Here is an 18,030-nt window from a genome sequence, read left to right on the forward strand (position 1 = left end):
TTTTTTTACATTCTATATACAATCGCATTAATATTCATCCCTGCTCCAACAGAAGCAAAAATAACCACATCTCCTTTGGTAAGTTCATGTCCTTCTAATGCTCCTTTTGTCAGTAAATCAAAAAGAGTGGGCACGGTAGCCACACTGCTATTCCCTAATTTATGAATACTCATTGGCATGATACCTTCTGGAACTGCTTTTTTATATAATCTATAAAAACGTTGAATAATAGCTTCATCCATTTTTTCATTAGCTTGATGAATGAGAATTTTTTTCACCTCGCTAATAGCTATTTTACTTTTTTCTAAACATTCTGCCATTGCTTTCGGAACATTTGACAAAGCAAACTCATAAATTTTTCGTCCGTGCATTTTTATATAACGAACATCTGGATCATGAGTAGTGTTGAATGAGTTTCCAAAAAATAAATAATAGGCTTCATCATAGGTAAAAGTAGCTGTTTCATGAGCCAATATTCCTCCTTCTTCCTCAGTAGCTTCAATTATTGTTGCACCTGCTCCATCAGAATATATCATTGAATCTCTATCATGAATATCTACCACTCTCGATAGGGTTTCTGCACCAATCACTAAACATTTTTTTGCCATTCCAGCTTTAATAAAAGCTTGTGCTTGAATAACCCCTTCAATCCAACCTGGACAACCAAAAAGCATATCATAGGCAACGCATTTTGGATTTTTAATCCTTAAATCGAATTTTACACGTGTAGCCAAACTTGGCAATATGTCGGTTTGAATTGCTCCTTTCTTTACATTTCCAAAATTATGGGCAAAGATTATATAATCTAATGTTTCTGGATCAATTTTCGCATTTTCAATTGCTTTTCGGGCAGCTATTGTGGCTATGTCTGATGCATTTAAATCTTCTGTAACATATCTTCTTTCTTGAATCCCTGTAATTTCCAGAAATTTTTGTGCTACTACATCATTAGGGTGCGGAAAAGGTGTGCCATCATCATTTAAAAAAACATGCTTTGCAAAATCTATATTTGAGACAACTTCTGTAGGAATATAACTTCCAGAACCTGTTATTTTGATATTCATAATATTGTGTTTCTATAACGAATTTATCATTATTTTTTAGAAATATACTTAAACAGTTTATAATATTTAAAGTAATTACAGAATAATCACTTTATTACACATATATTATTTATTTCTCTATTTTTCCACGTTTTATTGCGAAAACTTTATTTGCAATACTGTTGCCATATTTAATGCCTGCGTTTTCATTTGTTCCACTTTTTCTCCTGCAAAATAGTCATCTAAAGATGCATATAAATGTTTTAACCAAGTATCAAAGTGTTCTTTTGTAAAAGCAGCTTTTTCATGCACTTCTTTGTGTTTTTGAAACATATTATTATGATAACCTCCTTTTAAAAACAAGGCTTGTTCCCAAAAAGTAGCTAATATTTCAAAATGTTCTTCTAAATGTTTATCGGTATTCGTTATTTTGGTAAAGAAAAAACTAATAGAATCATCTGCTAAAAGTTTATCATAAAACTTTCTCATTATAAGTATTATATCTTCTCTAGTCTCTATGTCTCTCATAATATGTTGTTCTTTTTTGAATTTATTTTTTTGAATTGCTTTTGACTAATTATTTATTTATTCAACAATTTAAAACGCAAAGATACTAACAGACATAAAAAATGTCATAACGATTAGAAGTAAGATTTTTTATTTTCTTAACTTCACTCGAAATGACATTTTTATTTATTTATGAGTAGCTTAAGTTTACAGCCTTAAAACTCTATACACTAAGTACTACCCCATTATTATTTACATATAAGCCTCAATAGGTGCACAGCTACAAACTAAATTTCTGTCTCCATAAGTATCGTCTACGCGACGTACGCTTGGCCAGAATTTATTTTCCGCAATATACTCTAAAGGATAGGCTGCATTTTCTCTTGTGTATGGTAAATTCCAATCGTTAGCAGTAACCATTGCAAGAGTGTGAGGTGCATTTTTCAACACGTTGTTTGGTTCTTCTGCTGTTGCTGCTTCAATTTCTTTACGAATAGAAATCATTGCATCACAAAAACGGTCTAACTCAGCAATATCTTCACTCTCCGTTGGCTCCACCATTAGTGTTCCATTAACCGGGAAAGATACCGTTGGAGCATGGAAACCATAATCCATTAAACGTTTTGCAATATCTGTTACTTCAATACCATTAGCTTTAAACGAACGACAATCTAAAATCATTTCGTGAGCTGCACGTCCCATTTCTCCTGAATATAATACTGGATAATGAGATTCTAAACGTGCTTTCATATAATTAGCATTTAGAATAGCATAGTGTGTAGCATTTTTCAATCCTTCTGCTCCCAGCATAGTGATGTATCCATAAGAAATTAAACATACTAAAGCCGAACCATAAGGAGCCGCAGAAATAGCTGTGATCGCTTGCTCACCTCCTACTTTGATTATAGGGTTTGAAGGCAAGAATGGCACTAATTTTTCATTCACACAAATTGGTCCAACACCTGGTCCACCTCCACCGTGAGGAATAGCGAACGTTTTGTGTAAATTAAGGTGACAAACATCTGCTCCAATAGTAGCTGGATTGGTTAATCCAACTTGAGCATTCATGTTTGCACCATCCATATATACTAATCCTCCATTGTCGTGGATTATTTTTGTAATTTCTTTAATAGCACTTTCATATACACCGTGAGTCGATGGGTAAGTTACCATCAAACAAGATAATTCATCTTTATATTGGATTGCTTTTGCTTTTACATCTTCTACATCGATATTACCGTTTTCCATTGTTTTGGTCACGATAATTTTCATTCCGGCCATGGCTGCCGATGCAGGATTTGTTCCATGAGCCGATGCAGGGATTAAACATACTGTTCTTTGATCATCTCCTCTAGATTGGTGATATGCTCTAATAGCCATTAAACCCGCATACTCTCCTTGTGCTCCAGAATTAGGTTGCAATGTTGTTCCTTGGAAACCTGTAACAACGTTTAATTGTTGCTCTAATTTTTTAAGAACAATTTGATACCCTTCTACCTGCTCAATAGGTGCAAATGGGTGAATGCTGTTCCAGTTTGCCATTGATAATGGTAGCATTTCAGCCGCAGCATTCAATTTCATAGTACAAGAACCCAAAGAAATCATAGAATGATTCAATGATAAATCTTTACGCTCTAGTTTTTTAATATAGCGCATCAACTGACTTTCAGAATGATGATTATTGAAAACCTCATGTTGTAGGAAAGCTGATTTTCTTTCTAAACTTTCTGGAAAACTAATTTCCGATACCAATTCTGAAACTACAAAAGGTGCTTTACCCGTAGCTTCAGCAAAAATAGCAATCAGTTGGTTGATGTCTTGCAATGATGTTGTTTCATTGAAAGAAATTGAAATTGTTTCTGCATCTACATAGTAGAAGTTTACTTCGTTTTGTTCTGCGATAGCTTTTACTTTTTCTGCATTAGCTTTTACTAAAATTGTATCGAAGAATGCTGTATTGGTTTGATAAACACCTAATTTGTTTAAGGCTTCAGCTGCAGTAACTGCTGATGCATGTACTTTTGATGCAATATATCTTAACCCTTTTGGTCCGTGATAAACCGCATACATACCTGCCATAACTGCTAACAACACCTGAGCAGTACAAATATTTGACGTTGCTTTCTCACGTTTGATATGTTGTTCACGTGTTTGTAGTGCCATACGCAATGCTCTGTTTCCATTCGCATCTTGAGACACTCCAATGATTCTTCCTGGCATACTGCGTTTGTACTCTTCTTTAGTTGCAAAGAAGGCTGCATGTGGGCCACCATAACCCATTGGAATACCAAATCGCTGTGTTGTTCCAACCACAACTGCTGCACCCATTTCTCCTGGAGGCGTTAGTTTTACTAATGATAAAATATCGGCTGCAACCGCAACTTTTATTTCATTATCATTGGCTTTCTTAATAAAATCAGCATAATCATATACTTGACCATATTTCCCAGGATATTGTAAAATAGCCCCAAAGAAATCGCTCGAAAAGTCAAACGTTTCATGATTTCCTACTACTAATTCAACACCAATTGGCGTTGAACGTGTTTGTAACAAAGACAATGTTTGTGGTAAAATTTCTTCAGAAACGAAAAATTTGCAAACGTTGTTTTTCTTTTGATCACGTGTACGCACGTCAAACAACAAAGCCATCGCTTCTGCTGCTGCTGTACTTTCATCTAGCAAAGACGCGTTGGCAATTTCCATTCCTGTCAACTCAATAACTGTAGTTTGGAAATTTAAAATAGCTTCTAAACGACCTTGTGCAATTTCTGCTTGATAAGGTGTATAAGCTGTGTACCATCCTGGGTTTTCAAAAATATTTCTTTGAATAACAGCAGGCACAATCGTTGGGTGATACCCTAAACCAATGTATGATTTAAATAATTTATTTTTTTTACCTAATTCTTGAATGTGATTTAAATATTCATACTCTGTCATTGCTGGATCTAAATCTAAATCAGCTTTTAATCGAATATCATCAGGAATAGTTTCGTAAATAAGTTGTTCCATATTTTCAACTCCTATCGTTGAAAACATTTTTTCTAGGTCGTTTTCACGAGGACCTATGTGTCTCAAAGCAAATGCATCTGTTCTCATATCCTTAAAGAAATATATGATTTTGTGTGTTGTTATTGGGCAACAAAAGTAATTATTAATCTTGTAATATTTATGTTTTAAAAAGCTATTTTTTGTGATTTTATAAACTAAATACTAATGTTATTAACACTTTACTTATTTTTGTTTCATGAGTATTTTCAAAAACATTCTTCATTTTTATATTGAAAGTAGCCTTCATGTTGCTTTTGCGGTTTATGCTTTAGTACAAATTACTTTTTTAAAGTTAAACATTTCTCCCGATGATTCTGTTGCTCATTTTGCTTTTTGCGGTACAATTGTTGGCTACAATTTTATAAAATATGACGAATTAGCTCGTGTTAAAAAAATCAAACTAACCTCTCGTTTCAAAGCAATTATTATCTTGAGTGCTCTTTCCTTTTTGGGTGCTTTATATTCCTTTTTAGAACTACAATCCAAAACCAAGTTTATTGGCTTCATTACTCTTATCATTACCCTACTCTATACCTTGCCTTTTTTTCCAAATAAAGAAAATATGAGAAATTGGAGTGGTTTAAAAATCTATTTAGTGGCACTGGCTTGGGTATTTGTCACTGTCATTTTACCTGCTGTTAATGCAAATTATAACTGGGACTCTATAATAGCATTAAAAAGTTTACAACGATTTATTTTAGTTTTTATTCTGATGCTAATTTTTGAAATAATCGATTTAAAAGTTGATAACTGGCTTTTAAAAACCATTCCTCAACAAATTGGTATTCCAAAAACAAAGTTATTAGCCTATTGGCTCTTAATCATTTTTATTGGCTTAGACAGTATAATCAACACAACCGTAAAAAATATTTTTCCAACACTCAGTATTGCAGTTATTATTGCCTTTTTTACACATTTTGCTTCCATAAAAAGAAATACCTATTACACTAGTTTTTGGGTGGAAAGTATTCCTATTTTTTGGTTCATTTTACTTTTACTATGATTGTCTTTGAAATGGCAAACTTAAGCATGCAACCCATATATTTAAGTTTTTTTTTATCCGCATAGAAAGATAGTTTATTCAACAGGCAAGCACACAGAGCTTCATATTCTCTCATGTTTGAATACTTTTAAAGACTATGTTTGTTTTTGACTTCATTATATTTTTTTTTGAGCTATGTTCTTAATTCCTGAAGTTCTTTACCCTTTCATACTATTTCTGATTAATCCACGTTATATGTATTGACATGTTTATGTTTATAAAATTAAAGTTTAAAAACCTGTATTCGTTTTTAGTAGCAATTATTTCATTTATAATTGCTACTTTTTTGTTTTATTTCTAAAAATTTAGATTTAAATAAGTAGCAAAATTATTTTCATATAAAATTTGCTACAATAATTGTAGCAAAAATAACGTAGCGCTTTTTTTACTACAAAAAATTTGCTACAAAAGTCGTAGCATTTTTTTTGTTTTTTATAAAATTGCTTCATAAATTGTATAAAAAATAGACAACCATGAAGAAAGATGAAACAGAAAAAAACATTAGAGCGCTTTTGGGAACAACTCAGGAAGAAATGGCACTGTTGTTATTAGTTACGCGCAGCCAATATTCTTTATTTGAGTTAGGCAAAAGAGATTTACCCATTGAGGCAAAAAAGAAACTTTCCGACATGCTTTCTTTCGTTGAAAAAAGAAAGAAAAACCCAAAAAACGAATTGCAAAAAAACAATGACGAAGAAAAGAAGAAAATAAAACTGTTCAAAGAAGAGATTCAAATCAACCATTCGCAACTGCTCACACTAGAAAAAAAATTAGAAAGCCTAGAAAAACTAAACAACAAAAGCAAAGCAACCTTAATCTTAGCCGATTATTTAGAACAAAGTAATGATTTTGGAAAAGACTTAGCCAATAGTTTTCGTTATAAAGCCAATAGTGATTTAAAAAAAAGTGACACCCAAATCAGAGAGAAATACAAACTAAAAATCTTAGCGCTAAAATCCTATAATAAAGAATTAGAAAAAGCGTTAAAACATATAAAATCTAAAAAATGAAACGCTTTTTCAAAAGACTACTGAGCGTCTTTATAGTCCTTTTCGTAATCATGAACCTCATTGCTTTTTTTCATGCCTATAAATTAACCCATTTTTCTGAAGACAATCTAGAAAAAACAAAAAGTCCAGAAAAGCTAACTTTTCTTGAAAAAACTAAGGTGTTATTTTTCGGAGTTAATAATCCAAAGCCTAAAGGCACAAAGTTTCCAACTCAAAAATTCGAAACAATTACATTAAAAAGCAATAAACAAATTGAATGTTGGAATATTAAAAAAGAAAATTCAAAAGGGATTATCCTTTTGTGTCATGGTTACAGTGGTGAAAAATCGGCAATGCTAGACAAATCGGATATTTTTATAGAAAATGGATACAGCACAATGTTAATTGATTTTATGGGAAGTGGTAACTCTGAAGGAAACCAAACCACCATTGGCTATATGGAAGCAGAACAAGTGAAAACAGCCTATGATTACCTCAAAAATAAAGGAGAAAAAAACATTTATTTATTTGGCACCTCTATGGGAGCCGTTGCAATAATGAAATGCATAAACGATTACAAAATTAGTCCAAAAGGAATTATTATAGAATGCCCTTTCGGCTCCATGTATGAAACAGTATGTGCTCGGTTTAACAGACTAAACGCTCCTACTTTTCCAATGGCAGAAACACTACTTTTTTGGGGTGGTGTTCAAAACGGCTTTTGGGGATTTGATCACAATCCTACTGAGTACGCAAAAAACATAGACTGCCCTACTTTATTACTATATGGTGAAAACGACAAAAGCGTTAGTCGAAAAGAGATTGATGCTATTTTCAAAAACATTACAGGTAAAAAAACATTAAAGATTTACAAAAACACAGGGCATGAAAACTACCTTATAAAAAACAAAACCGAATGGACAAAAAATAGTATGGATTTCATTTCCGAATACTAAAAAAACAGTTTTTTATCTGAGATCACACATTTATACGCACGTAAAATCTAAGAAAGCACATACAAATATACATTGTGTAATACAATTTATAATCATAACTTTACTGAAATTATAAAAAACGCAAACTTTTAAATTCAACAAAATGAAGCCATTAAACTTTCTGTTCTTCTAATTATACTTTTTACTTTCACTACCTCATGCAATCAAGAACCATTACCTATTTTATTAATAGAAAACACAACAAGACATGACAAATGAACAGATTATATTTATTCTCACTATCCAAATTTAAAAGACCGTATTAAAGTATTATATTTTAGCTATTCAACTAGATCATAACCTCTTGACAAAACACACAAATACTTTACCAATATAAAACATAACAAAATGAAAGAAGAAAATTTTGAAGAGATCATTAAAAACGACGAATCACTTAACAAGCTACTAAATCAAAAAGACGTTAGTGTTTTTAGCAATTTTTCAAACAGCAATTTCAAAAATGAAGGCTTCAAAAAACATATTAACGAAGCGTATAGAACAAGCTATAAAGAGATCTTTGATAGAAATTTTGGCACTTCCGAAGAAGGAAAAATAACAACACTATTCAGATCTGTAGAATTTTTAGCAACACCAGAATTCAAAGAAGAAATTTACAATGATTTAGAGAAAATAATCACAGCAGCTTTAATTAATATAGACACCTATAAAAACACATTAAAGAGTAACCCTACAGATGTGAACATGCCTAATCATTATAAAAAATTCATTAATGAGTTAAATATTGTGAACATAGATATTCTGAATAGGTTTGATGATAATGAAAAAATCAAAACTATTAAAAATCAAATTCTAACCTCTATTTTTGACATTTGTGACATTCTAAGCCAGTTACCCGATAACACAGCTTACAAAATGAATACTTATACTCTAATTTTAGAAAAAGTTCAAAAAATTAAAGACCTTGGTAATCAAAAAGAACGTTTTGAGATTCAAAAACAAAAAGAAAAAACAAAAAATATAGGAATACAGGTTAAACTGTTTGCAGGATTAGCCCTTGTAATTTTATTTGCAATAATTCGAATATTAATTAGATTTTATCGTCACTAATATTTAAAAAAATATTCATAAAAAAACGAAACACAATGGATAAAAATATTACAGATTTTATATCTAACACATTTCTGTCCTATTATCCTGTGAGTGAATCCTCTTTATCACTTCTACATTCAATTGCAACAATTAAAAAATTAAAAAAGAATGAAACCTTATTGTCTTTCGGACAAATATCTAAAGAGTCTCACATCCTATACAAAGGAATTATTGTTTCTAATTTCTTATCGGATGAAGGAAACACCTACTACAAAAATATATTTCTAGAAGGTGATTTCCTTGGTTCTACAGTTTCTGCATTAAAAAGCGAGCCTTCTAACTTTTCTTTAGAAATTATAGAAAACGCTACTGTTATTAGTTTCGATTATTTAAAATACAGAACTTTAATAGAAGAGAATGACGAATTAAAAAACTTCTATATTGCTTATCTTGAAAAAAACTGGATTATAATTAAAGAACAAAGAGAAATTGACATTGTAATGAAAAATGCAAAAACAAGATATTTAAACTTCATCAATCTTCATCCTGAAATAGAAAAAAGAGTTCCACTTCATTATATTGCATCTCATTTGGGCATTACACCCACGCAATTGAGTCGAATTAGAAAAAACACATGACCTCAACATATGTAAAGAAAATATAGTTTTCATCTTCGCATCTTTGTCAAATGAAAATTATTTTTATTTATTGTGCAGCATTTATTGGAGGTGTGTTTTTAGCCATACAAGCTGGTTTCAATACGCAACTAGGTTCTATTTTAAAACAACCTCTTATAGCTGTAATTTCGACTTCGATTACTAGCACTATATTTGCTGGAATTGCATTGTTTATATTTAAAAAAAACAACATTCAAACAAATCATTTCGCTCAAGTGCCAACCTATTTATGGTTTGTTGGCGGACTTTGCAGCGCAATTGGTATTTCATTATACTTTTATACAATTCCAAAATTAGGCATTTCAAAAATGATCTCTTTTGGTCTATGTGGTCAACTCATATTTTCTATAATTGCAGGAAAATATGGCTGGTTAAACCTTCCTATTGAACCCATCACAACAAAACACATCTTAGGTATTTTATCGCTTATAATTGGTATTTTCTTAATCAATTCTAAATAAAAATGAACACTATCGAATTAAACATTAACAATCTAACAGCACTTTGGAAAAATGCTTGTATTCCTTTTAATACTTATTATACAAAAGAGAGTATTGAATATTGCTCTATTCCTAATTCAAATTGGCCCAACAGAATTTGGACAAAGGAAAAAATAACCAAAGAAAACATCTTAAAGATTTCAGATATTATTCAAAACTACAAATCAGAACTTATCTTTTCTTTTTTTAATCAAAACAACTCAAATGAAGAAGATTTAATTCTAGAAAATGGTTATTCTGAAAATTTTAGTCAACATGGGATGAGTTTAAAATTAAATAACGCATTCAGCACGAATTACTCTCTTGATTTTAAAAAAATTACAACGCAAAAACAATCTGAAAATTGGTGTAGTACGTTTAAACAAGCATTTGGCTATATAATTAGTAGTGAAACAGTATTTAAAAATTGTACTAACATTGATTATTTCATCATTTATCATCAAAACCAAATTGTTGGAACAATTCTATATTATATAACAAACAACACAATTGGGATTCATAGCTTAGGAATTATTCCATCTATGAGAAAAAAAGGTTATGCTCAAGATATAATGTGTCACATTCTTAACAAAGCATTAGATTTAGGAATCCCTTTAGCAACACTTCAGGCATCAAAAATGGCTAAATCGATGTATGAAAAATTAGGTTTCACTACAGCATTCATGGTTCAAAACTTCAAATTAAACCATTTGTGATTTGAATTTACTGTAAAAAAAATGATGACTTTTTTTGATATGAAATCGCCATTAGCAAAGCGTTTGCTTGCAAACACCAATGAAGATATGCGATTCCATATAACCAATTAAAAACAAATAATTATCTACATATAAAACAGAAAATCAAAACATAATATCGCTACGTTTATGTTTTATATTGAAATAATGAGGAAAGTAAGACGCTTTATTCCAATAAATTCAAGTGATAAATAGTGTTGGTATGAAATTAAATATTGAAAAAATCATTATCTCTTCAATCAAAAATATTTTATATTTGTTCAACACAATTAAAACACAAACAAATTATTGCTATGGGATTATTTTCTAAAATGTTTAAAAAAAACGAAAAAGAAGACGAAAAGAAAATTGTTTTCGCAAAACAAACACCAACAATGGAAGATGCCTATAGCAACGCACAAAAGACTTTTAAATATTTTTGGAGAGAGGTGTATTGGGAATACAGAAGAATCATTCCAGCACATGATTTATCGATAGTAAAAGTTCCTTTTCAACAAAAGTTTGAAGATTTTGACGAACCTATTGTTGAGCATATGTGGATTAATGAGATTGAGTTTGATGGAGAAAATATTACTGGCACTTTAATGAACACTCCAAATCAATTAACTAATATTGCTAATGGAGATACTGTTACAGTTAAACTAACCGAAATTAGTGATTGGATGTTTTCTATTGGAGGAAAAACGCATGGTGGATTTACCATTCAACTTCTTCGTTCAGACATGAGTGAAAAAGAACGCAAAAACCATGATGCTGCTTGGGGTTTAGATTTTGGAGATTATGATGCTATTTTAATAGCTTATGAACAAGAAAAACATCCTGAAAATTTAATTGAACACCCTATGAGTAGAAATATGGTAGAAAAATTTCGTGAGTTTTTAAATAACAATCCTGATGAAATAAACGCCAAAGATGGTTTAGGCTACACAATACTACATAGAGAAGCAATTGCAGGTAACAAAACGATAATTGATGTACTAAAAGAATTTAATGCTGACTTTACTATTAAAACGAACCATGGCAAAACAGCAGCAGATTTTGCTCAAGATTTAAATTGGGAACATTTAATTCCAATATTTCAAAACTAAATAATCAACTTATTTATCCTTTTATTTTCTTATAGTTTTATTGTATGAAATGTTAAATTTCACATTTAAACAATCATAAAACAGGTCTCCACTTATCATAAAAAGTGAAATAACCATAAAAAAACATATTTTTTTTATTCGTAATTTTGTAATCCCTAAATTTAACAAATTACCTATGAAAAAACAATTACTCACTCTTGTTGGGTTGGTATTGTCTTTGCTTGCACACGGACAAATGGCAAAAGAATCCATTCAACTTAAAAAAATCAATTGCGTTGAAACCGATTTAAAGACTGGTGAAAAACTAACAAAAACCTATTCGTTTGAAAATGGAAAACTGACTTCCATAAAAACTTCCGATATTATTCAATATTTCTATTATAACAAAGACGGAAAATTAGACAGAACGTTAAAGGAAAACGAAAACAATTACTGGAAAGAATTAACAACCTATTTTTATGATGAAAATGATAATCTAATCAAATACATCAACAAATATGACGAAGGAAACAAAAGTGTAACAAAAACCGTTACTTATAAGCATCAAGGTGGTCGCATAAAAGCACTTACTAAAAGTAGTCTTAGTAATGCAAAATTCACTCAAAGTATTGACTACTTCTTTAAAGACGACAAAATTGTTAATGAATCTGAACGCAATCTTAGTGATAAAATAATCAACAACAAACGAATTGATTACAATGAAAACGACATCATCACCTACAAAGGACTATTTGGAGACAAAACAGTAGACAATTATAATTATGACGATAAAAAATCTGTCATGCAATTGCTAGTAAAAAATGTTTTTGGGAAAAATTATCAAACAATTGTTCATTTAATTTCTTCTCAAGAAAAAGAGTTTCCTTTAGAATGCATTTCAGATCATAACCTTACAGAGTTTTCATCTTCCTCACCGTCAAAAACAGGATATACTAAAAAATTTACTTATACTACTTTTGACTATCCCGAAAGTTATACTCAAATTATAGACAAAACTAAAACAGTGGTCACCTATGAGTATGAATAAATTTTCAATACTCAACACTCAAACCCAAATAGTACATTAGAATTCTATTATAAAAAAGGCTACTGAATAAATTTACTGTAGCCTTTTTAAGTACTCAATCTAGCTAATACTACATTTTGGAAGACAAAAGTTGCCTAATTCTCATTATAGGTTCTAATTCTTTTACACTTAAAACCCCATTTCATTCCATTTTTTCTCCATCTTATTCCATTTTCTTTGATTTACTGGCTATTTTAAACGCTCTTTGTAAAGAATTACTGCATAACCAAATAATCAAAAATATTTCATGTAAATTAAAGTTTTACAGCTTGTTATAAAAAAAAAAAAAAACATATTTGATTTATCTGTAATTTTACACTTTAAAAAACACATAATAAATGAAAAACAAAAAAACAAAGTACTATGTAGCCATGCTATTTAGTTTGGGAGTTTTCGCAATGAATGCCCAAAACAGCACTAATAGTTCTGGAGGTAATGCTACTGGAGCTCAGGGTAGTGTTTCCTATTCAATTGGACAAACTTTCTACACAACAAGTACAGGAACTAGTGGAACAGTTGCACAAGGAGTTCAACAACCCTATGAAATTTCTGAGGTGTTATCTTCTCCAGATTTTTCTGAATTGGTAAAAGATTTAAACATTTTCCCAAACCCTACAACTGACGTGTTAACGTTAACTTTAAAAAATTTAAACAATCTTGAGTTAGATTACCAAATCATGGACATGAATGGAAAAGTTCTTCTAGCTCAAAAAAACATTAGCGATGAGACAAACATTACTGTTTCCTCTTTTCCATCGGCAATCTATTTTCTAAAAGTAACTAACCAAAACAAGGAAGTTAAAACATTTAAAATCATTAAAAAATAATTACTATGAAAAAAATAATTACTCTTATAGCTGTATTATTAATCAATACAATTGCCTTTGCTCAAATTCCACAAAAAATGAGCTACCAAGCCGTTATTAGAAATGCTAGTGACGCATTAGTAACATCAACTGCAGTAGGTATGCAAATCAGCATCTTACAAGGTTCATCTACTGGATCTGCTGTATATGTTGAAACACATACACCAACAACTAATGCTAACGGTTTAGTTAGTGTAGAGATTGGTTCTGGCTCTGTGGTTTCTGGAAATCTTTCTACAATTGATTGGTCAACAGGGAACTATTATATCAAATCGGAAACAGATGTAACAGGTGGAACTAATTATACTATTTCTGGCACAAGCCAATTATTAAGCGTGCCGTATGCAATGTATGCAGGGAAGGCTGAAGGTACTTTAGCAAATGGTCTAAATGCAGGAAACACCCCATACTGGAACGGTACAACTTGGGTTACGAATGGAAATAATTTTTATAATAATGGAGGAAATTTAGGAATCGGCACAACAAATCCTTCTACCGCAAAACTAGTAATTAATACTCCAGCAGGACAACGAGGTTTAGATTTAGCTAGCGCAGATAGTTATGCAAACTTGAGAGTAATTCAAAATTCTACTAGTGCAATTGACAAAGATTTGTATTTAGGATATAACAGTGGTGCAACAAGTAGTTTGCACTTATATTCTAACAATATAGAATCTATGACTGTAAAGAATAATAATGTTGGTATTGGAAACAATAACCCAACAGCAAAATTAGATGTTGCAGGTACTATAAAAATTGCTGATGGATCACAAGGAGCTGGAAAAGTTCTAACTTCAGATGCTAATGGTTTAGGAACTTGGGCAGCACCTGCTAATACTGCACCTTATTATAATTTATTCAGTACTTGGGATGGAACGAATCCACAGGCATCAGCACCTTTTACCCTTGGAAACTCTGGAACTATGGTAACTTTTGCAATTTATAACAATTGTGCTCAAGGACAATTATTTGGAGGAACAATGATAATAAACCCAGCAGGAGAAATAACAATTATTAATTATTCGAATGTATTAGCAAGTGCTACAATGTCTGCTACTGGAAATGTGATCACTTTAAATTCAGGATGTGGAGCTATAACCATGACATTTAATGTTACAGGATCTTCTTGCACAATAACCACTGGTGGTGTTCCTCTAGCAAATACACAAACAAAAATGACAGTACTGGCTTTCTAATCTAGTATAATTTTTTATTCATTATATTTAAAAAATAAACTAAAAAATAAAAGTATGAGTAATACAAATCAACAAGATAGTTCTTGCGAAAAAACTGTAAAACCTGCTGGTGTTGAAGTACCGAAAGTTTTGGTAAGTAAATTAGATTTTCAAATAAAATTTCCTAATCCAAGACATGACAAACCATTGCCACCAACTGTTCAAGCTACAATAAACGATAGTAAAGAATTAGAAATTAGCATGGTTGTATTTGTAAGCGAAAACACAAATGTAGATCCAGATAGTTTATGTGTTATTCAAGATTTTAGTTATACTAACAACAAAACGCCTTTTGCCAATTTTTATGTATGTTATGACATAGCTCCAGAACCTTGTTCTACTTTCAATCTTTTTCAATTGACATTCAATGCTATTACTTCTCCTGAAGGATATACTCCAAATGGAATCCTGCCTAAAGATATGCCAATACCAAACATATTAGATTTGAAAGAAATTGTTTCTTTTTTATGGGATGAAGATCCCGTTGGTTCCAGAGGAACAGTTACTACTGTTCAGCAAGGAGTTGGTTAGTCAATATTTTTTAAATTTTAACATGAGAAAATCCATAATTGAAAAATTATGGATTTTTTTTTAAATATATTTGTGCTTACTCCAAAAATCACAAGAGACAATGATTAAAGTAAGACAATTTATATTGACACTATTTTTTTTTTATACTTCATTTCTTCACTCTCAAAAAGACATTGATAGTTTATTCTATTCTTCCGTAAAAACAATAGTAAAAAAGTATCCAAAAGAGCATTATATTCAAAAAGCTTCTTTGTTTTTTTATGAAAAAAACTGGGATTCGACCCTAGTATATTCAATGAAACAGCTAGTGCTTCCCAATCAAAAAAAAGATTTAGAAAATTATTGCCATTTTCTAAGAGGATTCAGTTTTAAACAAAAGAAGCTCTTTAAAGAAAGCCAAAAAGAATTTTATTTCATATCACCTGAATTTTACCTTTATCATATTGTTAGATTACTTTTAGGTGAAATTGCTTTAGAGAAAAAAGAGTTTATTGAAGCCATTAATTATTTTAAAGAAATTGAATTTCTGAATGACAATAAGCTTCTGTTCATAAAAAAACACACCGTTACACATAATTTAGGCCTATGTTATTTACACTTAGAAGAATTTGATAAAGCAGAATTCTATTTAATAGAAAGTGTAAAACTCCAAGAACAACAAAAAGATTCTTTAATGCTCGTTGGTTCTTATGGTGATATTGCTACTTTATACTACGATCAATACAAAGACAATCTTGCAATTCCTTTTTTTGAAAAAGCATATCAACTTTCTAAAAAAACAAAAGATTTTCAGTTAAAACAAAATACAGCTCTCAATATGGCTGTTGTGGAAGAAAACCGTAAAGATTTCCAGAAAGCATTAGCCTATAGAAAAGAGTTTGAGCAATGGAGAGATTCACTAAACGATCAGAATAAAGTTTGGGAAGTTGCCCAATTAGAAAAACAATTTGCGGTTAAAGAAAAACAAAAAGAAGTAAGTCTTCTTCAAGCAGAAAACAAAATAAAAATAGCCGAAAGAAATGGATTATTCTATTCTGCTATCGTTTTACTTTTATTACTTGCCACAGGTTTCTATTTCTACAGGGAAAAAATTAAGACCAATAAGATTATAGTAGCACAAAAAGAAAATCTAAACGAACTAAATGCTACAAAAGACAAATTATTTTCTATCGTTAGTCACGATTTGCGTTCTTCTGTAAATGCCATGAAAACAAGTAATACCAAACTACGAGAAAATTTAACCTCTAAAAATTTAGATGAAATTGATGCTCTTTTGCATCAAAACAATACTATTGCTAATAGTACCTATAATTTATTAGACAACCTATTGCATTGGGCTTTACTACAAACCAAACAATCCTATTTTGAAATTGCATCGCTACGTTTATATTTTATTGTTGAACAAGTTGCTTACAACTATTTGCCATTAATGCAGGAAAAAAATATTGCGTTTGAAAATACTGTTTCCAAAAAAGACATAATTTCTGCCGACCAAGAATCGCTTAAAATTATTCTTCGAAATTTTTTAGACAATGCAATTAAATTTTCCAATGAAAATGGCATTATAAAAATTTATTCTCAAAACATTAATGATCATTATTGTAATTTAATTATTGAAGATAATGGAAAAGGAATGACCGAAGCAACAAGAAAAAATCTTCTAAAGGAAACGACATTATTAGCAAAAAAAGAAAACGAGAATACAATTGGCACAGGCTTAGGAATGCAATTATGCAAATCGATGATTCAAAAAAACAAGGGTAAATTAGATATAGAAAGTGAATTTGGAAAAGGGACGAAAATCATTGTATCTTTGCTTAAAACACCCTCAAATGGATAAAATCAACGTACTAATTATTGAAGACACTCCCGTAGAAAGCGAAATATTAATTAAAGTATTAGAAGAAAACAATTATAATGTTGTTGGTGTTGCAACCAATCATAAAGACGCTCTTTCTCTATTTTACAACAATAAAGTAGATATTGCCATTGTGGATATTTTCTTAAACGGTTCACCTGATGGTATTGCATTTGCAGAAACTATAAATATTGTTCCAAAAGCTTCAAAACCCTTTGTTTTTTTAACCAGTTCTTCTGACAGACAAATATTTGAAAGAGCTAAATTAACCAAGCCATTCAGTTATTTAATGAAACCCTTTAATGAGCTAGAACTTTTATATGCGCTAGAATTAGCTGTTGAAAAATTTTATGCACAAAATGATGTTTTCCTGAGTGATGAAGAAGACACCGTTATTAGTGATGAATATCTATTTATAAAAAAAGGCAAATCACTAAAAAAAGTCCTTATATCTGAAATAGTTTATATTGAAGTAGAAGAAAAATATTGTAATATCATTACAGAGAAAGAAAAGTTTGTAATTCTAATTTCATTAACTAAAATTTTAGAACTCCTCGATCAAACAATGTTTTCAAGAACACATAGAAATTACATCGTAAATAATAAAAAAATAACCGAAATTATACCCACTGACAATCTTATTCTTTTAAGCGGTGGGCACAAAGCGACTTTAAGCGAAAAATATAAAGACATCATTAAAAAGGTGCGCACACTCAAGTAATGATAATTTTCTAATGCATATTAAAAATGCTCTTATGCACATAATTTAATGTCTCATGCCAATTTTCAAAAAGCAAATGC

The 18,030-nt window shown here is 30.6% G+C and carries 17 protein-coding genes; 14 read left to right on the forward strand and 3 right to left on the reverse strand.

The genetic code is table 11. The features are described from left to right. Positions 1 to 5 precede the first annotated feature (5 nt). From ACZ49Z_RS02605 to gcvP, 3 genes are all read right to left on the reverse strand, one after another. On the reverse strand, positions 6 to 1,064 hold the full coding sequence (locus tag ACZ49Z_RS02605; protein ID WP_464306641.1) for a 3-oxoacyl-ACP synthase III family protein: 1,059 nt from the start codon (positions 1,062 to 1,064) through the stop codon (positions 6 to 8). A 132-nt stretch (positions 1,065 to 1,196) separates the two neighbouring features. Next, positions 1,197 to 1,571 (reverse strand): group III truncated hemoglobin, encoded by a 375-nt coding sequence (locus ACZ49Z_RS02610; protein ID WP_464306642.1) that lies wholly within the window; start codon positions 1,569 to 1,571, stop codon positions 1,197 to 1,199. A gap of 231 nt (positions 1,572 to 1,802) precedes the next feature. Beyond that, complete coding sequence (gene gcvP, locus ACZ49Z_RS02615; RefSeq protein WP_464306643.1) at positions 1,803 to 4,646, reverse strand: aminomethyl-transferring glycine dehydrogenase; 2,844 nt, start codon at positions 4,644 to 4,646, stop codon at positions 1,803 to 1,805. A 148-nt stretch (positions 4,647 to 4,794) separates the two neighbouring features. On the opposite strand from gcvP, the gene ACZ49Z_RS02620 reads away from it, so the two are divergent. The 14 genes from ACZ49Z_RS02620 to ACZ49Z_RS02685 all read left to right on the forward strand — a co-directional run bounded on the left by ACZ49Z_RS02620 (position 4,795) and on the right by ACZ49Z_RS02685 (position 17,950). Next, positions 4,795 to 5,601: a UbiA prenyltransferase family protein gene (locus ACZ49Z_RS02620; protein WP_464306644.1), complete on the forward strand. Its 807-nt coding sequence runs from the start codon at positions 4,795 to 4,797 to the stop codon at positions 5,599 to 5,601. Between the two features lie 512 nt (positions 5,602 to 6,113). Further along, a complete protein-coding gene (locus ACZ49Z_RS02625; protein ID WP_464306645.1) occupies positions 6,114 to 6,650 on the forward strand; it encodes a helix-turn-helix domain-containing protein in 537 nt (178 codons plus the stop codon). After that, entirely contained in the window at positions 6,647 to 7,585 is a 939-nt protein-coding gene (locus ACZ49Z_RS02630) for an alpha/beta hydrolase (protein WP_464306646.1), read from the forward strand. The genes ACZ49Z_RS02625 and ACZ49Z_RS02630 overlap by 4 nt, the downstream gene beginning before the upstream one ends. Positions 7,586 to 7,972: 387 nt before the next feature. Then, positions 7,973 to 8,692 carry a hypothetical protein gene (locus tag ACZ49Z_RS02635; RefSeq protein WP_464306647.1) on the forward strand — a complete coding sequence of 240 codons (720 nt, stop codon included), beginning with the start codon at positions 7,973 to 7,975 and terminating at the stop codon, positions 8,690 to 8,692. Between the two features lie 35 nt (positions 8,693 to 8,727). Beyond that, on the forward strand, positions 8,728 to 9,312 hold the full coding sequence (locus tag ACZ49Z_RS02640; protein WP_464306648.1) for a Crp/Fnr family transcriptional regulator: 585 nt from the start codon (positions 8,728 to 8,730) through the stop codon (positions 9,310 to 9,312). A 50-nt stretch (positions 9,313 to 9,362) separates the two neighbouring features. Further along, a complete protein-coding gene (locus tag ACZ49Z_RS02645) occupies positions 9,363 to 9,812 on the forward strand; it encodes a DMT family transporter (RefSeq protein ID WP_464306649.1) in 450 nt (149 codons plus the stop codon). A 2-nt stretch (positions 9,813 to 9,814) separates the two neighbouring features. Next, a complete protein-coding gene (locus ACZ49Z_RS02650; RefSeq protein WP_464306650.1) occupies positions 9,815 to 10,546 on the forward strand; it encodes a GNAT family N-acetyltransferase in 732 nt (243 codons plus the stop codon). A 332-nt stretch (positions 10,547 to 10,878) separates the two neighbouring features. Beyond that, positions 10,879 to 11,673: a DUF2314 domain-containing protein gene (locus ACZ49Z_RS02655; RefSeq protein WP_464306651.1), complete on the forward strand. Its 795-nt coding sequence runs from the start codon at positions 10,879 to 10,881 to the stop codon at positions 11,671 to 11,673. A gap of 175 nt (positions 11,674 to 11,848) precedes the next feature. Next, positions 11,849 to 12,700: a hypothetical protein gene (locus ACZ49Z_RS02660; RefSeq protein WP_464306652.1), complete on the forward strand. Its 852-nt coding sequence runs from the start codon at positions 11,849 to 11,851 to the stop codon at positions 12,698 to 12,700. Between the two features lie 377 nt (positions 12,701 to 13,077). Further along, complete coding sequence (locus tag ACZ49Z_RS02665; protein WP_464306653.1) at positions 13,078 to 13,566, forward strand: T9SS type A sorting domain-containing protein; 489 nt, start codon at positions 13,078 to 13,080, stop codon at positions 13,564 to 13,566. 5 nt (positions 13,567 to 13,571) lie between these two features. Further along, entirely contained in the window at positions 13,572 to 14,801 is a 1,230-nt protein-coding gene (locus ACZ49Z_RS02670) for a hypothetical protein (RefSeq protein WP_464306654.1), read from the forward strand. 54 nt (positions 14,802 to 14,855) lie between these two features. Continuing rightward, positions 14,856 to 15,371: a hypothetical protein gene (locus ACZ49Z_RS02675; RefSeq protein ID WP_464306655.1), complete on the forward strand. Its 516-nt coding sequence runs from the start codon at positions 14,856 to 14,858 to the stop codon at positions 15,369 to 15,371. 100 nt (positions 15,372 to 15,471) lie between these two features. Then, positions 15,472 to 17,211: a tetratricopeptide repeat-containing sensor histidine kinase gene (locus ACZ49Z_RS02680; RefSeq protein WP_464306656.1), complete on the forward strand. Its 1,740-nt coding sequence runs from the start codon at positions 15,472 to 15,474 to the stop codon at positions 17,209 to 17,211. Further along, positions 17,204 to 17,950 carry a LytR/AlgR family response regulator transcription factor gene (locus ACZ49Z_RS02685; protein WP_464306657.1) on the forward strand — a complete coding sequence of 249 codons (747 nt, stop codon included), beginning with the start codon at positions 17,204 to 17,206 and terminating at the stop codon, positions 17,948 to 17,950. The genes ACZ49Z_RS02680 and ACZ49Z_RS02685 overlap by 8 nt, the downstream gene beginning before the upstream one ends. Positions 17,951 to 18,030: the final 80 nt, after the last annotated feature.

This window comes from Flavobacterium sp. KY-23415 (assembly GCF_055384985.1).

Bases quoted from the DNA above. Each gene is read 5' to 3' on its own strand.
- ACZ49Z_RS02605 (WP_464306641.1), bottom strand. From the start codon at position 1,064: ATGAATATCAAAATAACAGGTTCTGGAAGTTATATTCCTACAGAAGTT.
- ACZ49Z_RS02610 (WP_464306642.1), bottom strand. From the start codon at position 1,571: ATGAGAGACATAGAGACTAGAGAAGATATAATACTTATAATGAGAAAG.
- gcvP (WP_464306643.1), bottom strand. From the start codon at position 4,646: ATGAGAACAGATGCATTTGCTTTGAGACACATAGGTCCTCGTGAAAAC.
- ACZ49Z_RS02620 (WP_464306644.1), top strand. From the start codon at position 4,795: ATGAGTATTTTCAAAAACATTCTTCATTTTTATATTGAAAGTAGCCTT.
- ACZ49Z_RS02625 (WP_464306645.1), top strand. From the start codon at position 6,114: ATGAAGAAAGATGAAACAGAAAAAAACATTAGAGCGCTTTTGGGAACA.
- ACZ49Z_RS02630 (WP_464306646.1), top strand. From the start codon at position 6,647: ATGAAACGCTTTTTCAAAAGACTACTGAGCGTCTTTATAGTCCTTTTC.
- ACZ49Z_RS02635 (WP_464306647.1), top strand. From the start codon at position 7,973: ATGAAAGAAGAAAATTTTGAAGAGATCATTAAAAACGACGAATCACTT.
- ACZ49Z_RS02640 (WP_464306648.1), top strand. From the start codon at position 8,728: ATGGATAAAAATATTACAGATTTTATATCTAACACATTTCTGTCCTAT.
- ACZ49Z_RS02645 (WP_464306649.1), top strand. From the start codon at position 9,363: ATGAAAATTATTTTTATTTATTGTGCAGCATTTATTGGAGGTGTGTTT.
- ACZ49Z_RS02650 (WP_464306650.1), top strand. From the start codon at position 9,815: ATGAACACTATCGAATTAAACATTAACAATCTAACAGCACTTTGGAAA.
- ACZ49Z_RS02655 (WP_464306651.1), top strand. From the start codon at position 10,879: ATGGGATTATTTTCTAAAATGTTTAAAAAAAACGAAAAAGAAGACGAA.
- ACZ49Z_RS02660 (WP_464306652.1), top strand. From the start codon at position 11,849: ATGAAAAAACAATTACTCACTCTTGTTGGGTTGGTATTGTCTTTGCTT.
- ACZ49Z_RS02665 (WP_464306653.1), top strand. From the start codon at position 13,078: ATGAAAAACAAAAAAACAAAGTACTATGTAGCCATGCTATTTAGTTTG.
- ACZ49Z_RS02670 (WP_464306654.1), top strand. From the start codon at position 13,572: ATGAAAAAAATAATTACTCTTATAGCTGTATTATTAATCAATACAATT.
- ACZ49Z_RS02675 (WP_464306655.1), top strand. From the start codon at position 14,856: ATGAGTAATACAAATCAACAAGATAGTTCTTGCGAAAAAACTGTAAAA.
- ACZ49Z_RS02680 (WP_464306656.1), top strand. From the start codon at position 15,472: ATGATTAAAGTAAGACAATTTATATTGACACTATTTTTTTTTTATACT.
- ACZ49Z_RS02685 (WP_464306657.1), top strand. From the start codon at position 17,204: ATGGATAAAATCAACGTACTAATTATTGAAGACACTCCCGTAGAAAGC.